The following is a 16,286-nucleotide window of genomic DNA, read 5'->3' as shown; positions in this document are numbered from 1 at the left end:
CCCCAACCCTCTCCCCGCAAGCGGGGCGCGGTGAAGAAGAAGCCGCGCGCGAACGTGACATGATGAGGATCGAGTGACACAAGCCAAACCACCTTCCCAGCCCCCCGTCGCCCCGCGCCGGCCGCATTCCTTCACGCGGCATGGGATCACCGTGACCGACGACTATGCCTGGCTGAAGGACGAGAAATGGCAGGAGGTGCTGCGCGACCCCGCGGTGCTCGATCCCGACATCCGCAAATATCTGGACGAAGAGAATGTCTACACCGAGAGCCTGCTCGGCCACACCTCATCGCTTCAAAAGACGCTGGTGCGCGAGATGCGGGGGCGGATCAAGGAGGACGATTCCAGCGTGCCGTCGCCGGATGGTCCCTTCGCCTATTTCCGCAAATTCCGCGAAGGCGGCCAGCACGAGCTGTTCGGCCGCATGCCGCGCGATGGCGGCGAGGGCCACATCGTGCTCGACGGCGATGCGCTCGCCAAGGACCACACCTATTTCAAATTCGGCGGCAGCCGGCACTCGAATGACCACAGGCTGCAGGCCTGGAGCGCCGACACCAAAGGCTCGGAATATTTCTCCATCCGCGTGCGCGACTGGGCGACCGGAAAGGACCTCGACGACGTCGTCGAGGAGACCGACGGCGGCGTGGTCTGGAGCAAGGACGCAACGTCGTTCTTCTACGTGAAGCTCGACGACAATCACCGCCCGATGCAGGTGTGGCGGCACAAGCTCGGCACTGGGCAGGCAGACGACACGCTGGTTTACGAAGAGCAGGATTCCGGCTGGTTCACCCATCTGCACGAGAGCACCAGCGGGCGCTTCTGCGTCGTCGCGGGCGGCGACCACGAGACCTCCGAGCAGCGGCTGATCGACCTCGCCCATCCCGACGCACCGCCGCGCCTGGTCGCGGCACGCGAGGAAGGCGTGCAATATTCGCTGGCCGACCGTGGCGACGAACTGTTCATCCTCACCAACGCCGACGACGCGATCGACTTCAAGATCGTCACCGCACCGCTGGCATCACCCGAGCGCAAGAACTGGCGCGATCTGATCCCGTATCGCCCGGGCATCTACATCATCGATCTCGATCTCTATGCCGGCCACATGGTGTGGCTGGAACGCGCCAATGCGTTGCCGTCGATCGTGATCCGCGACCTCGCGACCAAGGAAGAGCACGCCATCGCGTTCGACGAGGCGGCCTATTCGCTGGATACGATGGGCTCCTACGAATTCGAGACGACGAATTTGCGTTTCGCCTATTCGTCGATGACGACGCCGTCGGAAGTCTATGACTACGACATGGTCAAGCGGACGCGTACCCTACGCAAGCGGCAGGAGATTCCGTCCGGCCACAATGCGAGCGACTACGTTACGACGCGCATCATGGCGAAGGCGCATGACGGCGCCGAGGTGCCGGTCTCGATCCTCCATCGCCGCGGGCTCACGCTCGATGGCGCGGCGCCGCTTCTGCTCTACGGCTACGGCTCCTACGGCATGGCCATGCCGGCTTCGTTCAGCGCCAACCGCCTGTCGCTGGTCGATCGCGGCTTCGTCTACGCCATCGCCCATATCCGCGGCGGCGCCGACAAGGGCTGGGGCTGGTATCTCGACGGCAAGCGCGAGAAGAAGACCAATTCGTTCGACGACTTCTCGGCCAGCGCCCGCGCACTGATTGATGCGAAGTACACCAGCGCAAAGCGCATCGTCGGCCACGGCGGTTCGGCCGGTGGCATGCTGATGGGCGCGGTGGCGAACCGCGCCGGCGAATTGTTCGCCGGCATCGTCGCCGAAGTGCCGTTCGTCGACGTGCTCAACACCATGCTTGACGACACGCTGCCGCTGACGCCGCCGGAATGGCCGGAATGGGGCAACCCGATCGAGAGCGAAAAGGATTTCCGCACCATCCTGTCGTATTCGCCCTACGACAATGTCGCGGCGAATGATTATCCCGCGATCCTGGCAATGGGCGGATTGACCGATCCGCGCGTCACGTACTGGGAGCCCGCCAAATGGATCGCGCGCCTGCGCGCGACGATGAGCGGTGGCGGCCCGGTGTTGCTGCGCACCAACATGGGCGCCGGCCACGGCGGCGCCTCGGGACGCTTCAACCGGCTCGATGAAGTCGCGATCGTCTATGCGTTCGCGCTGTGGGCGGCTGGGATGGCGGAGGCCGGGGTGTAGGCGTTCATATGCCTCCCCATCGTCGTCCTGGCGAAAGCCAGGACCCATACCGCGTGATCTATCCGAAGAAGGTCGGTGTCAGTACCGCGCGAAAACACGACAACTCCGAGTCTTCGCCAAATTACTCCCTGGGGTAATGGGTCCTGGCTTTCGCCAGGACGACGACGGAGATTGTGGGACGAGTTGTCGGCCTTTACCTTCCGTTCGCCTTCCGCCATGCGGCGAAGTCGGTCAGCGTCTGCGGGTCCGTCGCCGGATAGAGACCGAAAATGCCGCGGCCCTTGTTGACTTCTTCGGTGACGAAGTCCTCGAACGCGGTCATCTCGAAGGTCTCGTTGGCGATCTCGTCAGCAAGATGCGCGGGAATCACGATCACGCCGTCGCTGTCGCCAAGAATGACGTCGCCGGGAAACACCGGCGCGTCGCCGCACCCGATCGGCACGTTGATTTCGATGGCTTGATGCAGCGTCAGATTGGTCGGTGCGCTCGGGCGGTGGTGGTAGGCGGGGATCCCCAGTTTGGCGATCTCGGCCGAGTCGCGAAAACCGCCATCGGTGACGACACCGGCGACACCGCGCTTCATCAGGCGCGTGACCAGGATCGCACCGGCCGAAGCGGCGCGCGCGTCCTTGCGGCTGTCCATCACCAGCACGCTGCCTGGCGGGCAATCCTCGACCGCCTTGCGCTGCGGATGGGAGCGGTCCTTGAAAACGTCGATGGTGTTGAGATCCTCGCGAGCCGGCATATAGCGCAGCGTGAAGGCTTCACCGACCATGGTCGGCTGGTTGGCGCCGAGCGGGTGCACATCCTGGATCATCTGGATGCGCAGGCCGCGCTTGAACAGCGCTGTGGCGACGGTGGCGGTGGAGACGGATTTGAGCTTGTTGCGGGTGGCTTCGGTAAGTTTCGTCATTTTCACGCTCTCTAGTAAATCGAGGGCTCGCCGATCGGCGCGCCGAAATCGGTCTCGAGGAAGTCGAAATCGCAGCCGTCATTGGCCTGCTTGATGTGCTTGGTGAACATCCAGCCATAGCCGCGCTCGAAGCGGCGCTCGGGCTGCTTCCAGGCGGCGCGGCGCTTGTCGAGCTCGGCTTCCGACACATCGAGATTGATGGTGCGGGCGGCGACATCGAGCGTGATGCGGTCGCCGTTCCGCACCAGCGCCAGCGGTCCGCCGACATAGGATTCGGGGGCTACGTGCAGAATGCAGGCGCCGTAGCTGGTGCCGCTCATCCGCGCATCCGAGATGCGCACCATGTCGCGCACGCCCTGCTTCACGAGCTTGGTCGGGATCGGCAGCATGCCCCATTCCGGCATGCCCGGTCCGCCCTGCGGCCCCGCATTGCGCAAGATGAGAATGTGGTCTTCGGTGACGTCGAGATCGGGATCGTCGATCGCCTTCTTCATCGACGGATAATCGTCGAACACCAGCGCAGGCCCAGTGTGCTTGAGGAAGCGCGGCGCGCAGGCGCTCGGCTTGATGACGCAGCCGTCGGGCGCGAGATTGCCCTTGAGCACGGCGAGCGCGCCTTCCTTGTAGATGGGATTGTCGATCGAGCGGATCACGTCGTCATTGTGGACCTCGGCCTGCGCGATGTTCTCGCCGAGAGTCTTGCCGGTGACGGTGATGCAATCGAGATGCAGATGCGGCTTGATCTGTCCCATCAGCGCCGGCAGGCCGCCGGCATAGAAGAAGTCTTCCATCAGATAGGTATCACCGCTCGGCCGCACATTGGCGATGACAGGCACCTTGCGGCTCGCAATCTCGAAATCGTCGAGACCGATGTCGAGACCGGCGCGGCGAGCCTGCGCGATCAGATGGATGATCGCATTGGTCGAACAGCCCATCGCCATCGCCACTGCGATCGCGTTCTCGAACGCCTTGCGGGTCTGGATCGCCTTCGGCGTCAGATCTTCCCAGACCATCTCGACGATGCGGCGGCCGCATTCGGAGGCCATGCGGATGTGGTTGGCATCGGCGGCAGGAATCGAGGAGGCACCTGGAAGCGTCATGCCGATCGCCTCGGCAATCGCGGTCATGGTGGAAGCCGTGCCCATCGTCATGCAGGTGCCGTAGCTGCGCGCAATGCCAGCTTCGATGTCGAGCCAGTCCTTCTCGGAGATTTTTCCGGCGCGGCGCTCGTCCCAATATTTCCAGCCGTCCGAGCCCGAGCCGAGCGTCTTGCCCTTCCAATTGCCGCGCAACATCGGACCGGCCGGCAGATAGATCGCCGGGATGTTCATCGAGGTCGCGCCCAGCAGCAGCGCCGGAGTGGTCTTGTCGCAGCCGCCCATCAGCACCACGCCGTCGACGGGATGGCTGCGCAGCAGCTCCTCGGCGTCCATCGCCAGCAGATTGCGATAGAGCATCGTGGTCGGCTTGAGCAGCGATTCCGACAGCGACAGCGCCGGCAGCTCCAGCGGCAGACCGCCGGCCATCAGGATGCCGCGCTTGACGTCATCGACGCGCGACTTGAAATGCATGTGGCAAGGTTGCGCGTCCGACCAGGTGTTGAGGATCGCGATGATCGGGCGGTCCTTCCACTCCTCCGGCGCGTAGCCCATCTGCATGGTGCGGGAGCGATGGCCGAACGAGCGGAGATCGTCGGGTGCGAACCAGCGCGCGCTGCGGAGCTGGTCGGGCGTTAGTTTCTTCTTGGTCATGATTGGGTGCCCCATTTCTGCACGGTGTTCCGCTCGATGGCGCGGAAGATCAGGTTCTCGACAAAAAGCCCGATGATGATCACCGTCAAGAGGCCGGCGAAGACCGCAGGTATGTCGAGCAGGTTGCGGTTTTCGAAGATGAACCAGCCGAGCCCGCCCTGCCCCGACGACACGCCGAACACCAGCTCGGCCGCGATCAGCGTGCGCCAGGCGAAGGCCCAGCCGATCTTGAGGCCGGTGAGGATCGAGCCGAAGGCCGCGGGAATCAGTATCTTCGCCACATAGGGCAGCCCGCGCAGGCCGTAATTGCGGCCGACCATGCGCAACGTGTTGGACACGCTCTTGAAGCCGGAATGGGTGTTGAGCGCGACCGGCCACAGCACCGAATGGATCAGCACAAACACCAGACTGCCGTTGCCGAGACCGAACCAGATCAAAGCGAGCGGCAACAGCGCGATCGCCGGCAACGGATTGAACATCGCCGTGACCGTCTCGAGGAAATCGGTGCCGATACGGGTCGAGATCGCGAGCACGGTGAAGATCGCGGCCAGCACAATGCCGGCCGAATAGCCCATGAACAGCACTTTGAGCGAAGCCCAGACGCGCATCGGGATGGTGCCGTCCTTCACACGCTCGAACATCGTGATGACGGTGTCGTGCAGCGTCGGAAACAACAGGGGATTGTCGAGGGCGAGGCCGTAGGCCTCCCAGACCGCCGCGAGGAACAGGATAATGACGGCCTTGCGGACAAACCCATCGTTCCACAACAGCTCGACCACGCTCAGCTTGCGCTCGACTTCGGCTGCGCTGCCGGCGACCGGCGCCTCACGTAGCAGGATCCTGGCTTCGCCCATGTAAGGCTCCCTTAATGCGCCGTTGCTTCGGAGGCGAACAGGAGATCGTGAATCTCCTTCTCGAGCCGGCCGGCACTGCCATCGTCATTGGAGACCTTGTCGACGTCGACCACCTCGGCCTTGACGCGGCCGGGATGCGGCGACAGCAGCAGGATGCGGTTGCCGATGCGGATGGCCTCCGCAATCGAGTGGGTCACGAACAGCACGGTGAATTTGGTCTCGCTCCAGAGCTGGAGCAGCTCGTCCTGGCAGGTTCGCCGCGTCAGCGCGTCGAGCGCGGCGAACGGCTCGTCCATGAGCAGGATGTCCGGCTCCATCGCCATGCCGCGCGCGATCGCGACGCGCTGCTTCATGCCGCCGGACAGCGTGTGCGGATAAGCATCGACCACGCGTGTCAGGCCGACCTTCTCGATATAGGCCCGCGCCCGCGCTTCGGCGTCCTTCCGCGACAATTTTCGCGCGGTCAGCAGTGGAAACATCACGTTGGCCAGCACGCTCTTCCAGGGCAGCAGCTGGTCGAACTCCTGGAAGATCATCATGCGGTCGGCGCCGGGACCATGGATCTCGCGGTCGTTGATGGTCATGCGGCCTTCGCTCGGCGCCATGTAACCGCCGACGGCCTTGAGCAGGGTCGACTTGCCGCAGCCGGACGGCCCGAGCAGCACGAAGCGATCGGACCTGTCGACGGTGAAGCTCACCCTTTCGGTCGCGGTGACGACGGCGCTGGAGGTCTTGTAGCGCAGCGTCACGGAGCTGACGTCGAGCAGCGCCATCAGTTGCCCTTCAGGTCGTGGGCGACGGGGAGATAGTAATCGGTCCAGGCCTTGGGCTGAGTCTTCAGCGTGCCGGTCTTGAACAGATGGGCGGCGAATTTCATCGTGCCCTGCGGTTCGAGATTCCACTCCATCATGCCGGGCTCCTTCAGGAGTTCGAGCAGCTCTTCCACCGAGGTCTTGTCGCCGGTGATCTCCTTGTAGATCTCGACCGCCTGTTTGGTGTCGCTGCGGATCAGATCCTGCGCTTCCTTGGTCGCATCGCGCACGGCCTGGATGATCTTCGGGTTGGCATCGGCGAACTTCGTGGTGGTGAAGAACTGCGCCTGGCTGAGCGGCCCGCCCATCACGTCAGGCGACGACAGCACGACATGCGCACCCGGCACGTTCTTCAGCTCGAGGAAAGTGAACGGCGGAATCGAGAAATGGGTGTGCACCTCGTGCTTGGAATTGGACAGCGCCGCATAGGCGTCGGGATGGCCGAGCTGCACCGTGTTGACGTCCAGCTTCGACCATTGGTCGGCACCAAAGGCCTCGGCCGCGGCGATCTGAAGCACGATCGCCTGGGTCGAGACTTTGACGGTCGGCACCGCGATCTTGTCGCCGGGGCCGAAATCCCTAATCGACTTGATGTTGGCGTCACGGCTGATCAGCGTCATCGGCTGCGCCGAGGTCGCGACGATGCCCTTGACGCCGCCGCGAGTGCGGTCCCACAGCAGCAACAGATTGCCGGTGCCGGTGTTGAGGATGTCGACGCCGCCCGCGAGCAGCGCATCGGTCTGCGCGCCGCCGCCGGAGAAGGTGACCCATTTGGTGGTGACACCCGCTACCCCGAGCTGGGCTGCGTGCTTCTCGATCAGCTTCTGCTTTTCCATGATGTGGCTCGGCATGTAGAAAATGCCGGGCTGACGCGACAACGATATCTCGGATTTTTGCTGCGCCTTCGCGGGCGAGGCCGCCAGCGCCGTGGCGGCGATCACGGCGACGGCCGTGAGGCCACACTGCAATTGCTTGATCATTGTTGTTCGTTTCCTCTGGCCGCCATTGACGAGCGATCCCACTAATGCACTAATGTATTAGTGCATCAAGGGCAAGGTGGCCGGAGCTCTTCGCATGGAACCAGCCCACCCTGCGCCCCGCAGGATCACCCGCCCCGGCGCGCGGCTCGACCGGGCCCGGCAGGCCGCGCCGCAAGTGTTCGAGCGGCTGCGCAACGCCATTCTTGCGCTCGAACTGCCGCCGGGCTCGCCGCTGTCGCGCACGGATCTCGCCGCACAATTCGGCGTCAGCTCGACGCCGATCCGCGACGCCTTGATGCGGCTGGAGGAAGAAGGGCTGGTCGACGTGTTTCCGCAGCACGCCACCGTCGTCAGCCGGGTCGACGTCGGTCGGGCCGAGCAGGCCCATTTCCTGCGCCAGGCGCTGGAGCTCGAAATCGTCCGCCTGCTCGCGCAGCAGCACGGCGAAGCCCTGGTCATACGCCTCGACCACACGATCGCGCTGCAGCAGCAATTCGCCAAGGCCGGAGACTTCCAGAGCTTCATTGCGGGCGACAATGATTTTCATGCGCTGCTTTATGCCGCGGCCGGCAAGCAGGAGCTCTGGACGCTGGTGCGCAGCCGCAGCGGACATATCGACCGGCTGCGCCGGCTGCATCTGCCCTCACCCGGCAAGGCCCAGAACATCGTCCGCCACCACAAGCTGATCACGCGCGCGATCGAGGCCGGCGACGCCGATGCTGCGCAACAGCATCTGCGCAAGCACCTGTCGGGCACGTTGAGCGAGCTCGACACGATCCGAAGCCACTATCCGGAATATTTGACCGACTAGGCCCTATGGCGTGCGGTTGTCGCGAGCGCTTGTGCACGTCACCGTGCATAAGTTTGGCGCAACCGAGTTCGCCTTTTGCGAGCAATCGTCGGATCGATGGCGAAGTGCTTGCAGGCCGGATGCAATCCGCGCAACAATTTCAGAATTGATGGTTTGATTTGCGGTCGCTGGGAAAACCCATCCAGCCCGGAGGATACCAGACGTGGCCAACATCCTGATCGTGGATGACGACCCGGCCGTGCAGATGACAATCCGGCTGCTCCTGGAGAGGGCCGGTCATCATGTCACCGTCGCCGGAGACGGCCGCAAGGGACTTGCGCTGTTCGAAGCCGGCCAGTTCGACCTTCTGTTTCTCGACATCTTCATGCCCGGCATGGACGGCCTGGAGACGATGCGCCACGTCCGGGCGCTGCAGCCGGCGATTCCGATCGTCGTCATTTCCGGCCGTTCGTCCGCGCCGGATGCCCATGCGGAGCCGGACTTTCTCAAGATGGCGACCAAGCTCGGCGCGGTGGCGAGCTTGCAGAAGCCGTTCCGGGCCGACGCGCTGCTCGCCGCCGTCGCCGGCTGCCTGGACGCGGCGCGGACGGCGTCGGCGAGGAATCCGGATGTCAGCACCGGCCGCCGATGACAAGAACCTTCATTCTGTTCCAACCGAGCACGGGCGCGGCCATTCAGGAAGCGGTGCAAATTTCGCCATGACCCTCGCTACGCGGCTCGCGATCGCGATGATCCTGCTGGTGACGGTCACCGTGGCCGCGGTCGGCTGGCTCGGCTATCGCAACATCACCCAGGCCGTGATTCCGCGGGTCCTGGAACGGATCGAAGCCCAGTCGAGCCTGCTGGCCACCCATCTTGAATCTTATGTGGCCGGCGCTCGTGGCGATCTGCTCGGTTATCGCTCCGCCGCTGCCATCAATGGCATGATCCGCGCTCATATCGGTGGAGGCATCGACGCTGTCGACGGCGTTTCGGAGCAAACCTGGCGCGAGCGCATCGCCACGCGGTTCGCAGCCGAGATCGACGCGAAGCCGAGCTACGGGCAATTTCGAATCATCGGCCTTGACGACGACCAGCGCGAACTGGTCCGCGTCGATCGCGCCGGCCCGAACGGAGCAGCACGGATTGTCCCCAACGACGAACTGGAACGCAAGAGCGACCGAACCTACTTCCAGGAGACGATTCGATTGGCGCCGGGCGACATCTATGTTTCGCCCATCGATCTCGCCACCCGGCAGGGAGGAACCACGGACCCTCACATTCCCACGATGCGCGTCGCGACGCCGCTGTTCACGCCTGATGGCAAGCCGTTCGGCATCGTCATCGCCAATATCGACATGCGTCCCGCGCTCGACCGCATCCGCTCGACCGCGAGCGCAGGGGGAGAGATCTATGTCGTGAACTCGCGTGGCGACTATCTCGTCCATCCCGATCGCACGCGGGAATTCGGTGCATTGCATGGCAACGGCAACGATTGGCGTCGTGACTTTCCTTTCTTTGCAGCCCGGGCCGGCCTGCCGCAAGGTTCCACGCAGCTTACGAGCGACCAAGCGGGTCGGCCGAGTGGAGCGGCGATCGCACCGGCGCTGCTGGCCGGCAAGGAGTGGTTGGCTATCATCGAGACGGCCCCACCGTCGGTGTTCAGCCGCGTTCCGGCGGCCATTCAAAAAACCTCCTCGCTGGTCGGCCTGCTTGCTGTCCTTGCCGCAGCTTTGCTTGCGGTGCTGCTGGCGCGCTCATTGACATGGCCGATCGGGCGCCTGACTGCGGCGGTGGAGGCGATCGGCAGCGGACGGCACGCCGAGATTCCCGTCGATGCGAGCGGAGAGACGGGTGTGCTGGCGCGGGCCTTCGCTCAAATGGTCGAGGAAACGAGAGCGAAGACGGCCGCTCTTGAACGCGAGATCGAGGAGCATCGCCGCACCGAGGCCGCGCGAAGCCATCATGAAGCGCGCGAGCGCTTGTTCAGCGCCGCCGTCGAATCCTCCGACGACGCGATCGTGATGCAATCGCTCGACGCCATCATCACCGGCTGGAATGCCGCCGCCGAGCGCCTCTACGGCTACTCGGCGAATGAGGCGATTGGGAAATCCACCGCGATCATCGTCCCACCCGACCGACGCGAGCAAGGCAAGGACTATTTACGGCGGATCGCCGGAGGTGAACCGATCGAACGCTTCGAGACGGTGCGCCTGCGCAAGGATGGCACGCCGGTCGAGATCTCACTCAGCCTGTCGCCGATCAGGGGCCCATCGGGCGAGATCATCGGCGCCTCCGGCACCGCGCGCAGCCTGACCGAGGCGCGGCGGGCAGAGCGGGCGTTGCAGCAGCAGCTGGAGGAACGGCGACAGCTCTTCGACACCTCGCAGGATCTGATCATGGTGATGGACGCGCGCGGCCACATCGCGCAGATCAGTCCGAGCAGCGAGGCCATTCTCGGCTACCGGCCGGAGCAGATGATCGGCCGGAGCGGCGCCGATTTCATTCATCCGAGCCATCTCGACCGGTCCCGCGACGAGATGCGCGCGCTGCGGCGCGGCGAACGTCTCAAGCTCGCCGACACCCGCTGCTTCCACAAGAATGGCCACGAGGTCTGGCTGTCCTGGCTCGGCAGCTGGTCCGCCCAGGCCAAGCGCTACTTCTTCGTCGGGCGCGACATGACGGAGGCGAGGCTTGCACAGGAGTCCTTGCGGGAGAGCGAGCAACTTGCGCGCAACATCATCGAGACCTCGCTCGACGCGTTCACCCAGACAGACCACACCGGTGCCATCCTGAGCTGGAACTCGCAGGCCGAGAAGCTCTTCGGATGGACGCGTGAGGAGGCGATCGGCAAGAATGCGATTGAACTTTTTATCGCCCCCAGTGAGCGCGAAAGCGTCACGGCCAGACTGAAGCTCTTTCTCGACTCTGACCAACAATCGCCAGCCAATCCACGGCGCGAAGTTTTGGTGCGGCGGCGCGACGGCAAGGAATTTAAGGCCGAGCTCAGCGTCACGGCGCTCCGGCGACGCGAAGGTATCCTCTTGAATTCGTTCTACCGCGACCTGACCGACAAGATCGCGGCCGACGAGCGCATCCGCCATGCCGAGAAGATGGAGGCGGTCGGCCAGCTCACCGGCGGCGTGGCGCACGACTTCAACAACATCCTCACCGTCATCACCGGAACGATCGAGATCCTGGCCGACGCGGTGGCCGGGGAGCCGGAGCTCGCGGCGATCACGAAGATGATCGACGAGGCCGCCGGGCGTGGCGCCGAGCTGACTCAGCACCTGCTGGCGTTTGCGCGCAAGCAGCCGCTCCAGCCGCGCGAAATCGACGTCAACGCGCTGATCATCGACACCGCGAAACTGTTGCGGCCGACGCTGGGCGAGCAGATCCATATCGAATCGGTGTTCGAGGACGAGAACTGCGTCGCGACCGTCGATCCAAGCCAGCTCACCACCGCGATCCTCAACCTCGCACTCAATGCCCGCGACGCCATGCCCGGCGGCGGCAAGCTGATCGTGGAGACGGGCGCGGCCTATCTCGACGAGGCCTATGCCAGCGTCAACGACGTCCCGCCGGGACACTACGTGCTGATCGCCGTGAGCGACACCGGCAGCGGAATTCCCGCCAACATGTTGGCCAGGGTGTTCGACCCCTTCTTCACCTCGAAGGGACCGGGCAAGGGCACCGGACTCGGGCTTTCGATGGTCTACGGCTTCATCAAGCAGTCCGCGGGCCATATCAAGATCTACAGCGAGGAAGGCCACGGCACCACGATCAAGATGTACCTGCCGCCCGGCAAGACGCCGACGGTGGTCGGCGAGGGCGTGACGCCGGCGACCATCGAGGGCGGACACGAGACGATCCTGGTGGTCGAGGACGACCGGCTGGTGCGCGACTACGTGCTGGCGCAGCTGCATTCGCTCGGTTACGTCACCTTGCAGGCTGCGAACGCCGCGGAGGCGCTCGCCATCGTCGCCGCCGGAAAACCGTTCGACCTCCTGTTCACCGACGTCATCATGCCCGGCAAGATGAACGGACGGCAGCTCGCCGACGAACTGCAGAGAACGCGTCCAGATCTCAAGGTGCTCTACACGTCCGGCTATACCGAGAACGCGATCATCCATCACGGCCGGCTGGATTCGGGCGTTCTGCTGCTGGCGAAGCCCTATCGTAAATCGGATCTGGCACGGACCATCCGCAAGGCGCTGAGCAGTTGATGGTGCGTCGGGCTGGGTGAGAACCCGTAGCCCGGGTGAGGGAAGCGATACCCGGGAACACTACGAGCCAAGTCCCGGATGTCGCTTCGCTCATCCGGGCTACGAAATGTCACCCACGGAATTTACGACGCGCGCTGCGCCGCGGTCATCACGATCCGGATCAGATCGGCGGCATTGCGCGCACCGAGCTTCTTCATGATGTTGGCGCGGTGGTCCTCGATGGTGCGCGGGCTGATGCCGAGCGTGCGGCCGGCCTCCTTGTTGGAGGCGCCGGCGGCAAACTGCTCGAGCACCTCGCGCTCCCTGCGCGTCAACGGCTCGCGCCCGGGGAAATGCAGCGAGCCGAACTTCGGCGCCGCGTTCTCCGACTGCCTGCGTGCATAAGCACCGATCGCCTCGTCCAGCCGGCCGACGATCTCGCTGCCGCGGAACGGCTTCTCGATGAAGTCGAGCGCGCCGCTCTTGATGGCCCCTACCGCCATCGCGATATCGCCCTGTCCGGAGATCATGAAGATCGGTGCCGGATAGTCCTCGCCGTGCAGCTCATTGAGAATATCGAGGCCCGACTTGCCGGGAATGTGCACGTCGAGCAGGACCGCTGCAGGTGTGCGGTTTCGCGCGACGGAGAGCAATGCTGCGCCGTCCGCAAAACAGATCACCTCATAGCCCGCCGCCTTCAACACCATCGACAAGGTGTCGCGAACGGCAGCGTCGTCGTCGACCACGAAGATTTCACCGCGAGAGCTTTGTTCGGCCATGTGCCACACATCCGGTTGGCATGAAGGATTCGCGTCCGCCCCAACCGTTATGGCGTTCGGCGCGGATTCGGCCCACCGTATTTGTACGGGACATGGACTTAACGCACAAGTAGCGGCAGGGCGCCTAATTGCGGAGGACGGAGAATATCCATGCTAAATTTGGCCGCTACGCCGCCCCTCGTCGCAATGCCCGAAGTCGATAGCCGTGAGCTGATTGCGGCTGACCTTCGCAAGCTGATCTCGCAGATCGAGACCAGCATGGGCCGGACGGCCACAACCATGGATCAAGAACACGGGAGCGGTCCGGAAGGTTCCGCCGACGTCTTCGTACTCGACGATGTCACACTCCGGTATGCCACGGCGATCGCCGCTCTCGACGCCTGCCGGGCCGGCCTTGGCCACGCCCTGGAATGCCTGTGGGAAGCCGGCCGCACGGTGTAAATCGCGATCGCTGCGACGCGGCGACCGCATTGTTTCATCGCATGGCCGGCCCGCGGCTCAGGCGCGGTGCCGCTCCACGATCGCGTCGGTGGCGACGCCACCCCAGGTGTGGATCGCCGGCAGGCCCATCGCGGTCTTGCCGAGATTGGCGAGGCTGATGCGCAAAGCGGCCAGATCCAGCGGCTTGGGCAGGCTCTGGAGCTCGATCCCGACGGAACGGGCGAAGCTGCGGGCGGCGCTGCGGCGCTTGCCGTCCATGCCGCTGACGACGATCACGGCGCCGCCAAATTTCGCCTTCGCCATCTCGCCCAGCACGTCGATGCCGTCGCCATCCTCCAGCACGAGATCAAGTGTCACGCAATCGAAGCGCGCCGTGCGGAGTTTTTCGATCGCTTCGGCCACGGACGGCGCCACGGTGACTTCGTGGCCGGCCTGCTTGGCCGCGACCGTGATCAGGCTGCGCTGCGTGGCGTCGTCGTCGACCACCAGAAGCTGAAGCGCGCGCCGCTCGGCGCTGTGGGGCAGGTTTGACGGGAGAGGTGAGAAAGAGCTTCTGGGCATTACGGTATCCTGAGATTGAGACCGGCAATGGATACACGGTTCGCGCTTAGGCGACGTAAAGCCGCGGCGGCAAATTCAGTCGGATGTTTCAGCAAATGTGAACCAACATCGCGGAAAACGGCGACGAGACGCACGTGAAGATCACGCCGCCTCGTCACGGCCACCGGCCGCGCCGCGCTTCTTCCGGTTCTTGCCACGCAGGAATTGGATGTCCATTTCGACGCCGTTGACGCGCACCAGTTCGCAGCGGCGGTAGGCGAGGCCGGTGGACGACAGCAGCAGGAAGAACTCTTTGAGGTTCAGGCCCTGAATCGAGCCTTCCACCGTCAGGATGGCGTCGGTGTCGGAGATCGCGTTGAGCTTGCAGTCGCGGCGCCAAGTGCCGTCGATGGCCATGATGCAGACATCATAGCCGCGACTGAACGTCACGCGTTCCGCGCCCTTGCCATCCTCGGCCATGCCTATCGTCCTGCCATGACCGCTACGCGCGGCGCTGCGCCGGCAAGAGCCGGCTTGGCGGCCGCGGCACGCGCGTCGTTCGGCTTGTAGAGACCGCGCCGCTCCGGAATCGGCCTGAACGTATCGGTCAGTCCGACCACCGTTTCGGCCGCGCCCAGCACCAGGAAACCGTCTCCCTCGATCTGGCGAGCCAGGCGGTTGAAGATGTTGATCTTCGTGTCCTGGTCGAAATAGATCAGCACGTTGCGGCAGAAGATGACGTCGAAGGTGCCGAGCTGAGCGAAATCGTGCAGCAGATTGAGCTGCCGGTGCTGGATCATCGCCCGCAACTCGGGATTGATCTGCCAGGTCTCGCCGGTCTGCTTGAAATATTTCATCAGCATCTGGATCGGCAGGCCGCGCTGCACTTCGAACTGGCTGTAGATGCCGGCCTTGGCCTTCTCGAGCACCTCCTGCGACAGGTCGGTGGCGATGATCTCGACGCGCCAGCCGGTCAGGGCCGCACCCATCTCCTTCAGGCTCATCGCCAGCGAATAGGGCTCCTGCCCGGTCGAGCCGGCGGCGCACCAGATGCGCACGCTGCGGCGGCCGGCGCGGGCCTTGATGATCTCCGGCATGATGGTGTCTCGGAAATGATCGAACGGGACCTTGTCGCGAAAGAAGAAGGTCTCGTTGGTGGTCATCGCCTCGACCACGCTGGTGACGAGCGCGCCCGAGCCAGCGCCTTGCAGCTTCTGCACGAGCTCGCCGATACCGGAGATCCCAGCCTTGCGCGCCAGCGGCAACAGCCGGCTTTCAATCAGATATTGCTTGTCTGCGGACAGATCGAGCCCGGAATGATCCCTCAGGAACTTACGCAGATACTCATATTCGGTCGGGGTCACGGATGGGCCTCTCGGAAGCTGTACTGGGAACACTCTGGCCGGAACACTCCGCCAGACACTCAGACCATGGCTTGTCCGACCGGGATCAAGCCGACTTCAGCAAATTTGTCGGCGATGATGTCCTTGTCGAAGGGCTTCATGATGTACTCGTTGGCGCCGCCGCTGAGCGCCTGAGCGATATGAGCCACGTTGTTTTCAGTGGTGCAGAACACGACCTTGGGCTGGTCGCCGCCCGGCAGGCGGCGCATGTGGCCCATGAACTCGAAGCCGTCCATCACCGGCATATTCCAGTCCAGCAGCACAGCGTCGGGCAGCTTGTGCTGACAGACCTCGAGCGCCTTGGAGCCGTCCTCGGCCTCCGTGACTTCGAATTCCAGGCCTTCCAGGATCCGGCGTGCGATCTTGCGCACGACGCTGGAATCATCGACCACCAAACACGTCTTCATCTTGGTTCTCCGGCTTCGATGTTTTCGGGGCTCACGCAGCCATTTGCACTTCGGTTTTGAGCTCGAGGACGCGATCGACGTCGAGGACGACCATGAGCTGGCCGTCGAGGCGGTGGACACCGCCGGCGAGCTTGGCCATGCGGGGGTCGAGATTGACGGGGTTTTCTTCCATGCCGTCCTCGGCGAGCCGCAGCACTTCGCCGATCTGGTCGATCAGGAGGCCGTAGGATTC

General features: G+C 64.0%; 16 protein-coding genes. 5 read left to right on the top strand and 11 right to left on the bottom strand.

The window, feature by feature from the left end:
- The first annotated feature begins 73 nt into the window (after positions 1 to 73).
- Entirely contained in the window at positions 74 to 2,179 is a 2,106-nt protein-coding gene (locus AC0L3A_RS38245) for a S9 family peptidase (RefSeq protein WP_007598978.1), read from the top strand.
- 193 nt (positions 2,180 to 2,372) lie between these two features.
- Here the strand turns inward: AC0L3A_RS38245 and AC0L3A_RS38240 are convergent, their stop codons facing one another.
- The 5 genes from AC0L3A_RS38240 to AC0L3A_RS38220 are packed head-to-tail and all read right to left on the bottom strand — an operon-like array spanning position 2,373 to position 7,489.
- Entirely contained in the window at positions 2,373 to 3,092 is a 720-nt protein-coding gene (locus AC0L3A_RS38240; protein ID WP_354127117.1) for a ribonuclease activity regulator RraA, read from the bottom strand.
- Positions 3,093 to 3,103: 11 nt separating this feature from the next.
- Positions 3,104 to 4,843, bottom strand: coding sequence for an L-arabinonate dehydratase (gene araD, locus AC0L3A_RS38235; RefSeq protein WP_007598974.1), 1,740 nt, complete (start codon positions 4,841 to 4,843; stop codon positions 3,104 to 3,106).
- A complete protein-coding gene (locus AC0L3A_RS38230; protein ID WP_007598972.1) occupies positions 4,840 to 5,697 on the bottom strand; it encodes an ABC transporter permease in 858 nt (285 codons plus the stop codon). The genes araD and AC0L3A_RS38230 overlap by 4 nt, the downstream gene beginning before the upstream one ends.
- Positions 5,698 to 5,708: 11 nt before the next feature.
- Positions 5,709 to 6,470, bottom strand: a complete 762-nt coding sequence (locus tag AC0L3A_RS38225) for an ABC transporter ATP-binding protein (protein WP_007598970.1) — start codon at positions 6,468 to 6,470, stop codon at positions 5,709 to 5,711.
- The gene (locus tag AC0L3A_RS38220) at positions 6,470 to 7,489 is read right to left on the bottom strand and encodes an ABC transporter substrate-binding protein (RefSeq protein ID WP_007598968.1); all 1,020 of its coding nucleotides are present in this window, start codon (positions 7,487 to 7,489) and stop codon (positions 6,470 to 6,472) included. Before AC0L3A_RS38220 ends, AC0L3A_RS38225 begins: the two co-directional genes overlap by 1 nt.
- 94 nt (positions 7,490 to 7,583) lie before the next feature.
- On the opposite strand from AC0L3A_RS38220, the gene AC0L3A_RS38215 reads away from it, so the two are divergent.
- The 3 genes from AC0L3A_RS38215 to AC0L3A_RS38205 all read left to right on the top strand — a co-directional run bounded on the left by AC0L3A_RS38215 (position 7,584) and on the right by AC0L3A_RS38205 (position 12,505).
- On the top strand, positions 7,584 to 8,300 hold the full coding sequence (locus tag AC0L3A_RS38215; protein ID WP_007598966.1) for a GntR family transcriptional regulator: 717 nt from the start codon (positions 7,584 to 7,586) through the stop codon (positions 8,298 to 8,300).
- Between the two features lie 202 nt (positions 8,301 to 8,502).
- Complete coding sequence (locus tag AC0L3A_RS38210; RefSeq protein ID WP_007598964.1) at positions 8,503 to 8,931, top strand: response regulator; 429 nt, start codon at positions 8,503 to 8,505, stop codon at positions 8,929 to 8,931.
- Entirely contained in the window at positions 8,909 to 12,505 is a 3,597-nt protein-coding gene (locus AC0L3A_RS38205; RefSeq protein ID WP_007598962.1) for a PAS domain S-box protein, read from the top strand. The genes AC0L3A_RS38210 and AC0L3A_RS38205 overlap by 23 nt, the downstream gene beginning before the upstream one ends.
- Before the next feature lie 122 nt (positions 12,506 to 12,627).
- On the opposite strand, the gene AC0L3A_RS38200 is transcribed toward AC0L3A_RS38205, so the two are convergent.
- Positions 12,628 to 13,263 carry a response regulator transcription factor gene (locus AC0L3A_RS38200; RefSeq protein ID WP_007598960.1) on the bottom strand — a complete coding sequence of 212 codons (636 nt, stop codon included), beginning with the start codon at positions 13,261 to 13,263 and terminating at the stop codon, positions 12,628 to 12,630.
- Positions 13,264 to 13,413: 150 nt separating this feature from the next.
- Between AC0L3A_RS38200 and AC0L3A_RS38195 the strand changes: the two genes are divergently transcribed.
- Positions 13,414 to 13,704, top strand: a complete 291-nt coding sequence (locus tag AC0L3A_RS38195) for a hypothetical protein (RefSeq protein ID WP_007598959.1) — start codon at positions 13,414 to 13,416, stop codon at positions 13,702 to 13,704.
- A 57-nt stretch (positions 13,705 to 13,761) separates the two neighbouring features.
- Here AC0L3A_RS38195 and AC0L3A_RS38190 read toward each other — a convergent pair whose 3' ends face one another.
- The 5 genes from AC0L3A_RS38190 to AC0L3A_RS38170 form a co-directional block, all read right to left on the bottom strand.
- Positions 13,762 to 14,265, bottom strand: coding sequence for a response regulator (locus AC0L3A_RS38190; RefSeq protein WP_007598958.1), 504 nt, complete (start codon positions 14,263 to 14,265; stop codon positions 13,762 to 13,764).
- 141 nt (positions 14,266 to 14,406) lie between these two features.
- Entirely contained in the window at positions 14,407 to 14,724 is a 318-nt protein-coding gene (locus AC0L3A_RS38185) for a hypothetical protein (RefSeq protein WP_007598957.1), read from the bottom strand.
- A 2-nt stretch (positions 14,725 to 14,726) separates the two neighbouring features.
- Positions 14,727 to 15,608 carry a CheR family methyltransferase gene (locus tag AC0L3A_RS38180; RefSeq protein WP_007598956.1) on the bottom strand — a complete coding sequence of 294 codons (882 nt, stop codon included), beginning with the start codon at positions 15,606 to 15,608 and terminating at the stop codon, positions 14,727 to 14,729.
- A 59-nt stretch (positions 15,609 to 15,667) separates the two neighbouring features.
- Positions 15,668 to 16,054 carry a response regulator gene (locus AC0L3A_RS38175; RefSeq protein ID WP_007598955.1) on the bottom strand — a complete coding sequence of 129 codons (387 nt, stop codon included), beginning with the start codon at positions 16,052 to 16,054 and terminating at the stop codon, positions 15,668 to 15,670.
- Between the two features lie 31 nt (positions 16,055 to 16,085).
- On the bottom strand, positions 16,086 to 16,286 hold a 201-nt coding region (locus AC0L3A_RS38170), incomplete at its 5' end, for a chemotaxis protein CheW (protein WP_473256324.1).

The organism is Bradyrhizobium sp. MI1.3, assembly GCF_055811695.1.
Note: the sequence above shows the minus strand (reverse complement) of the source record. Positions and strands in the feature narration are given on the sequence as shown.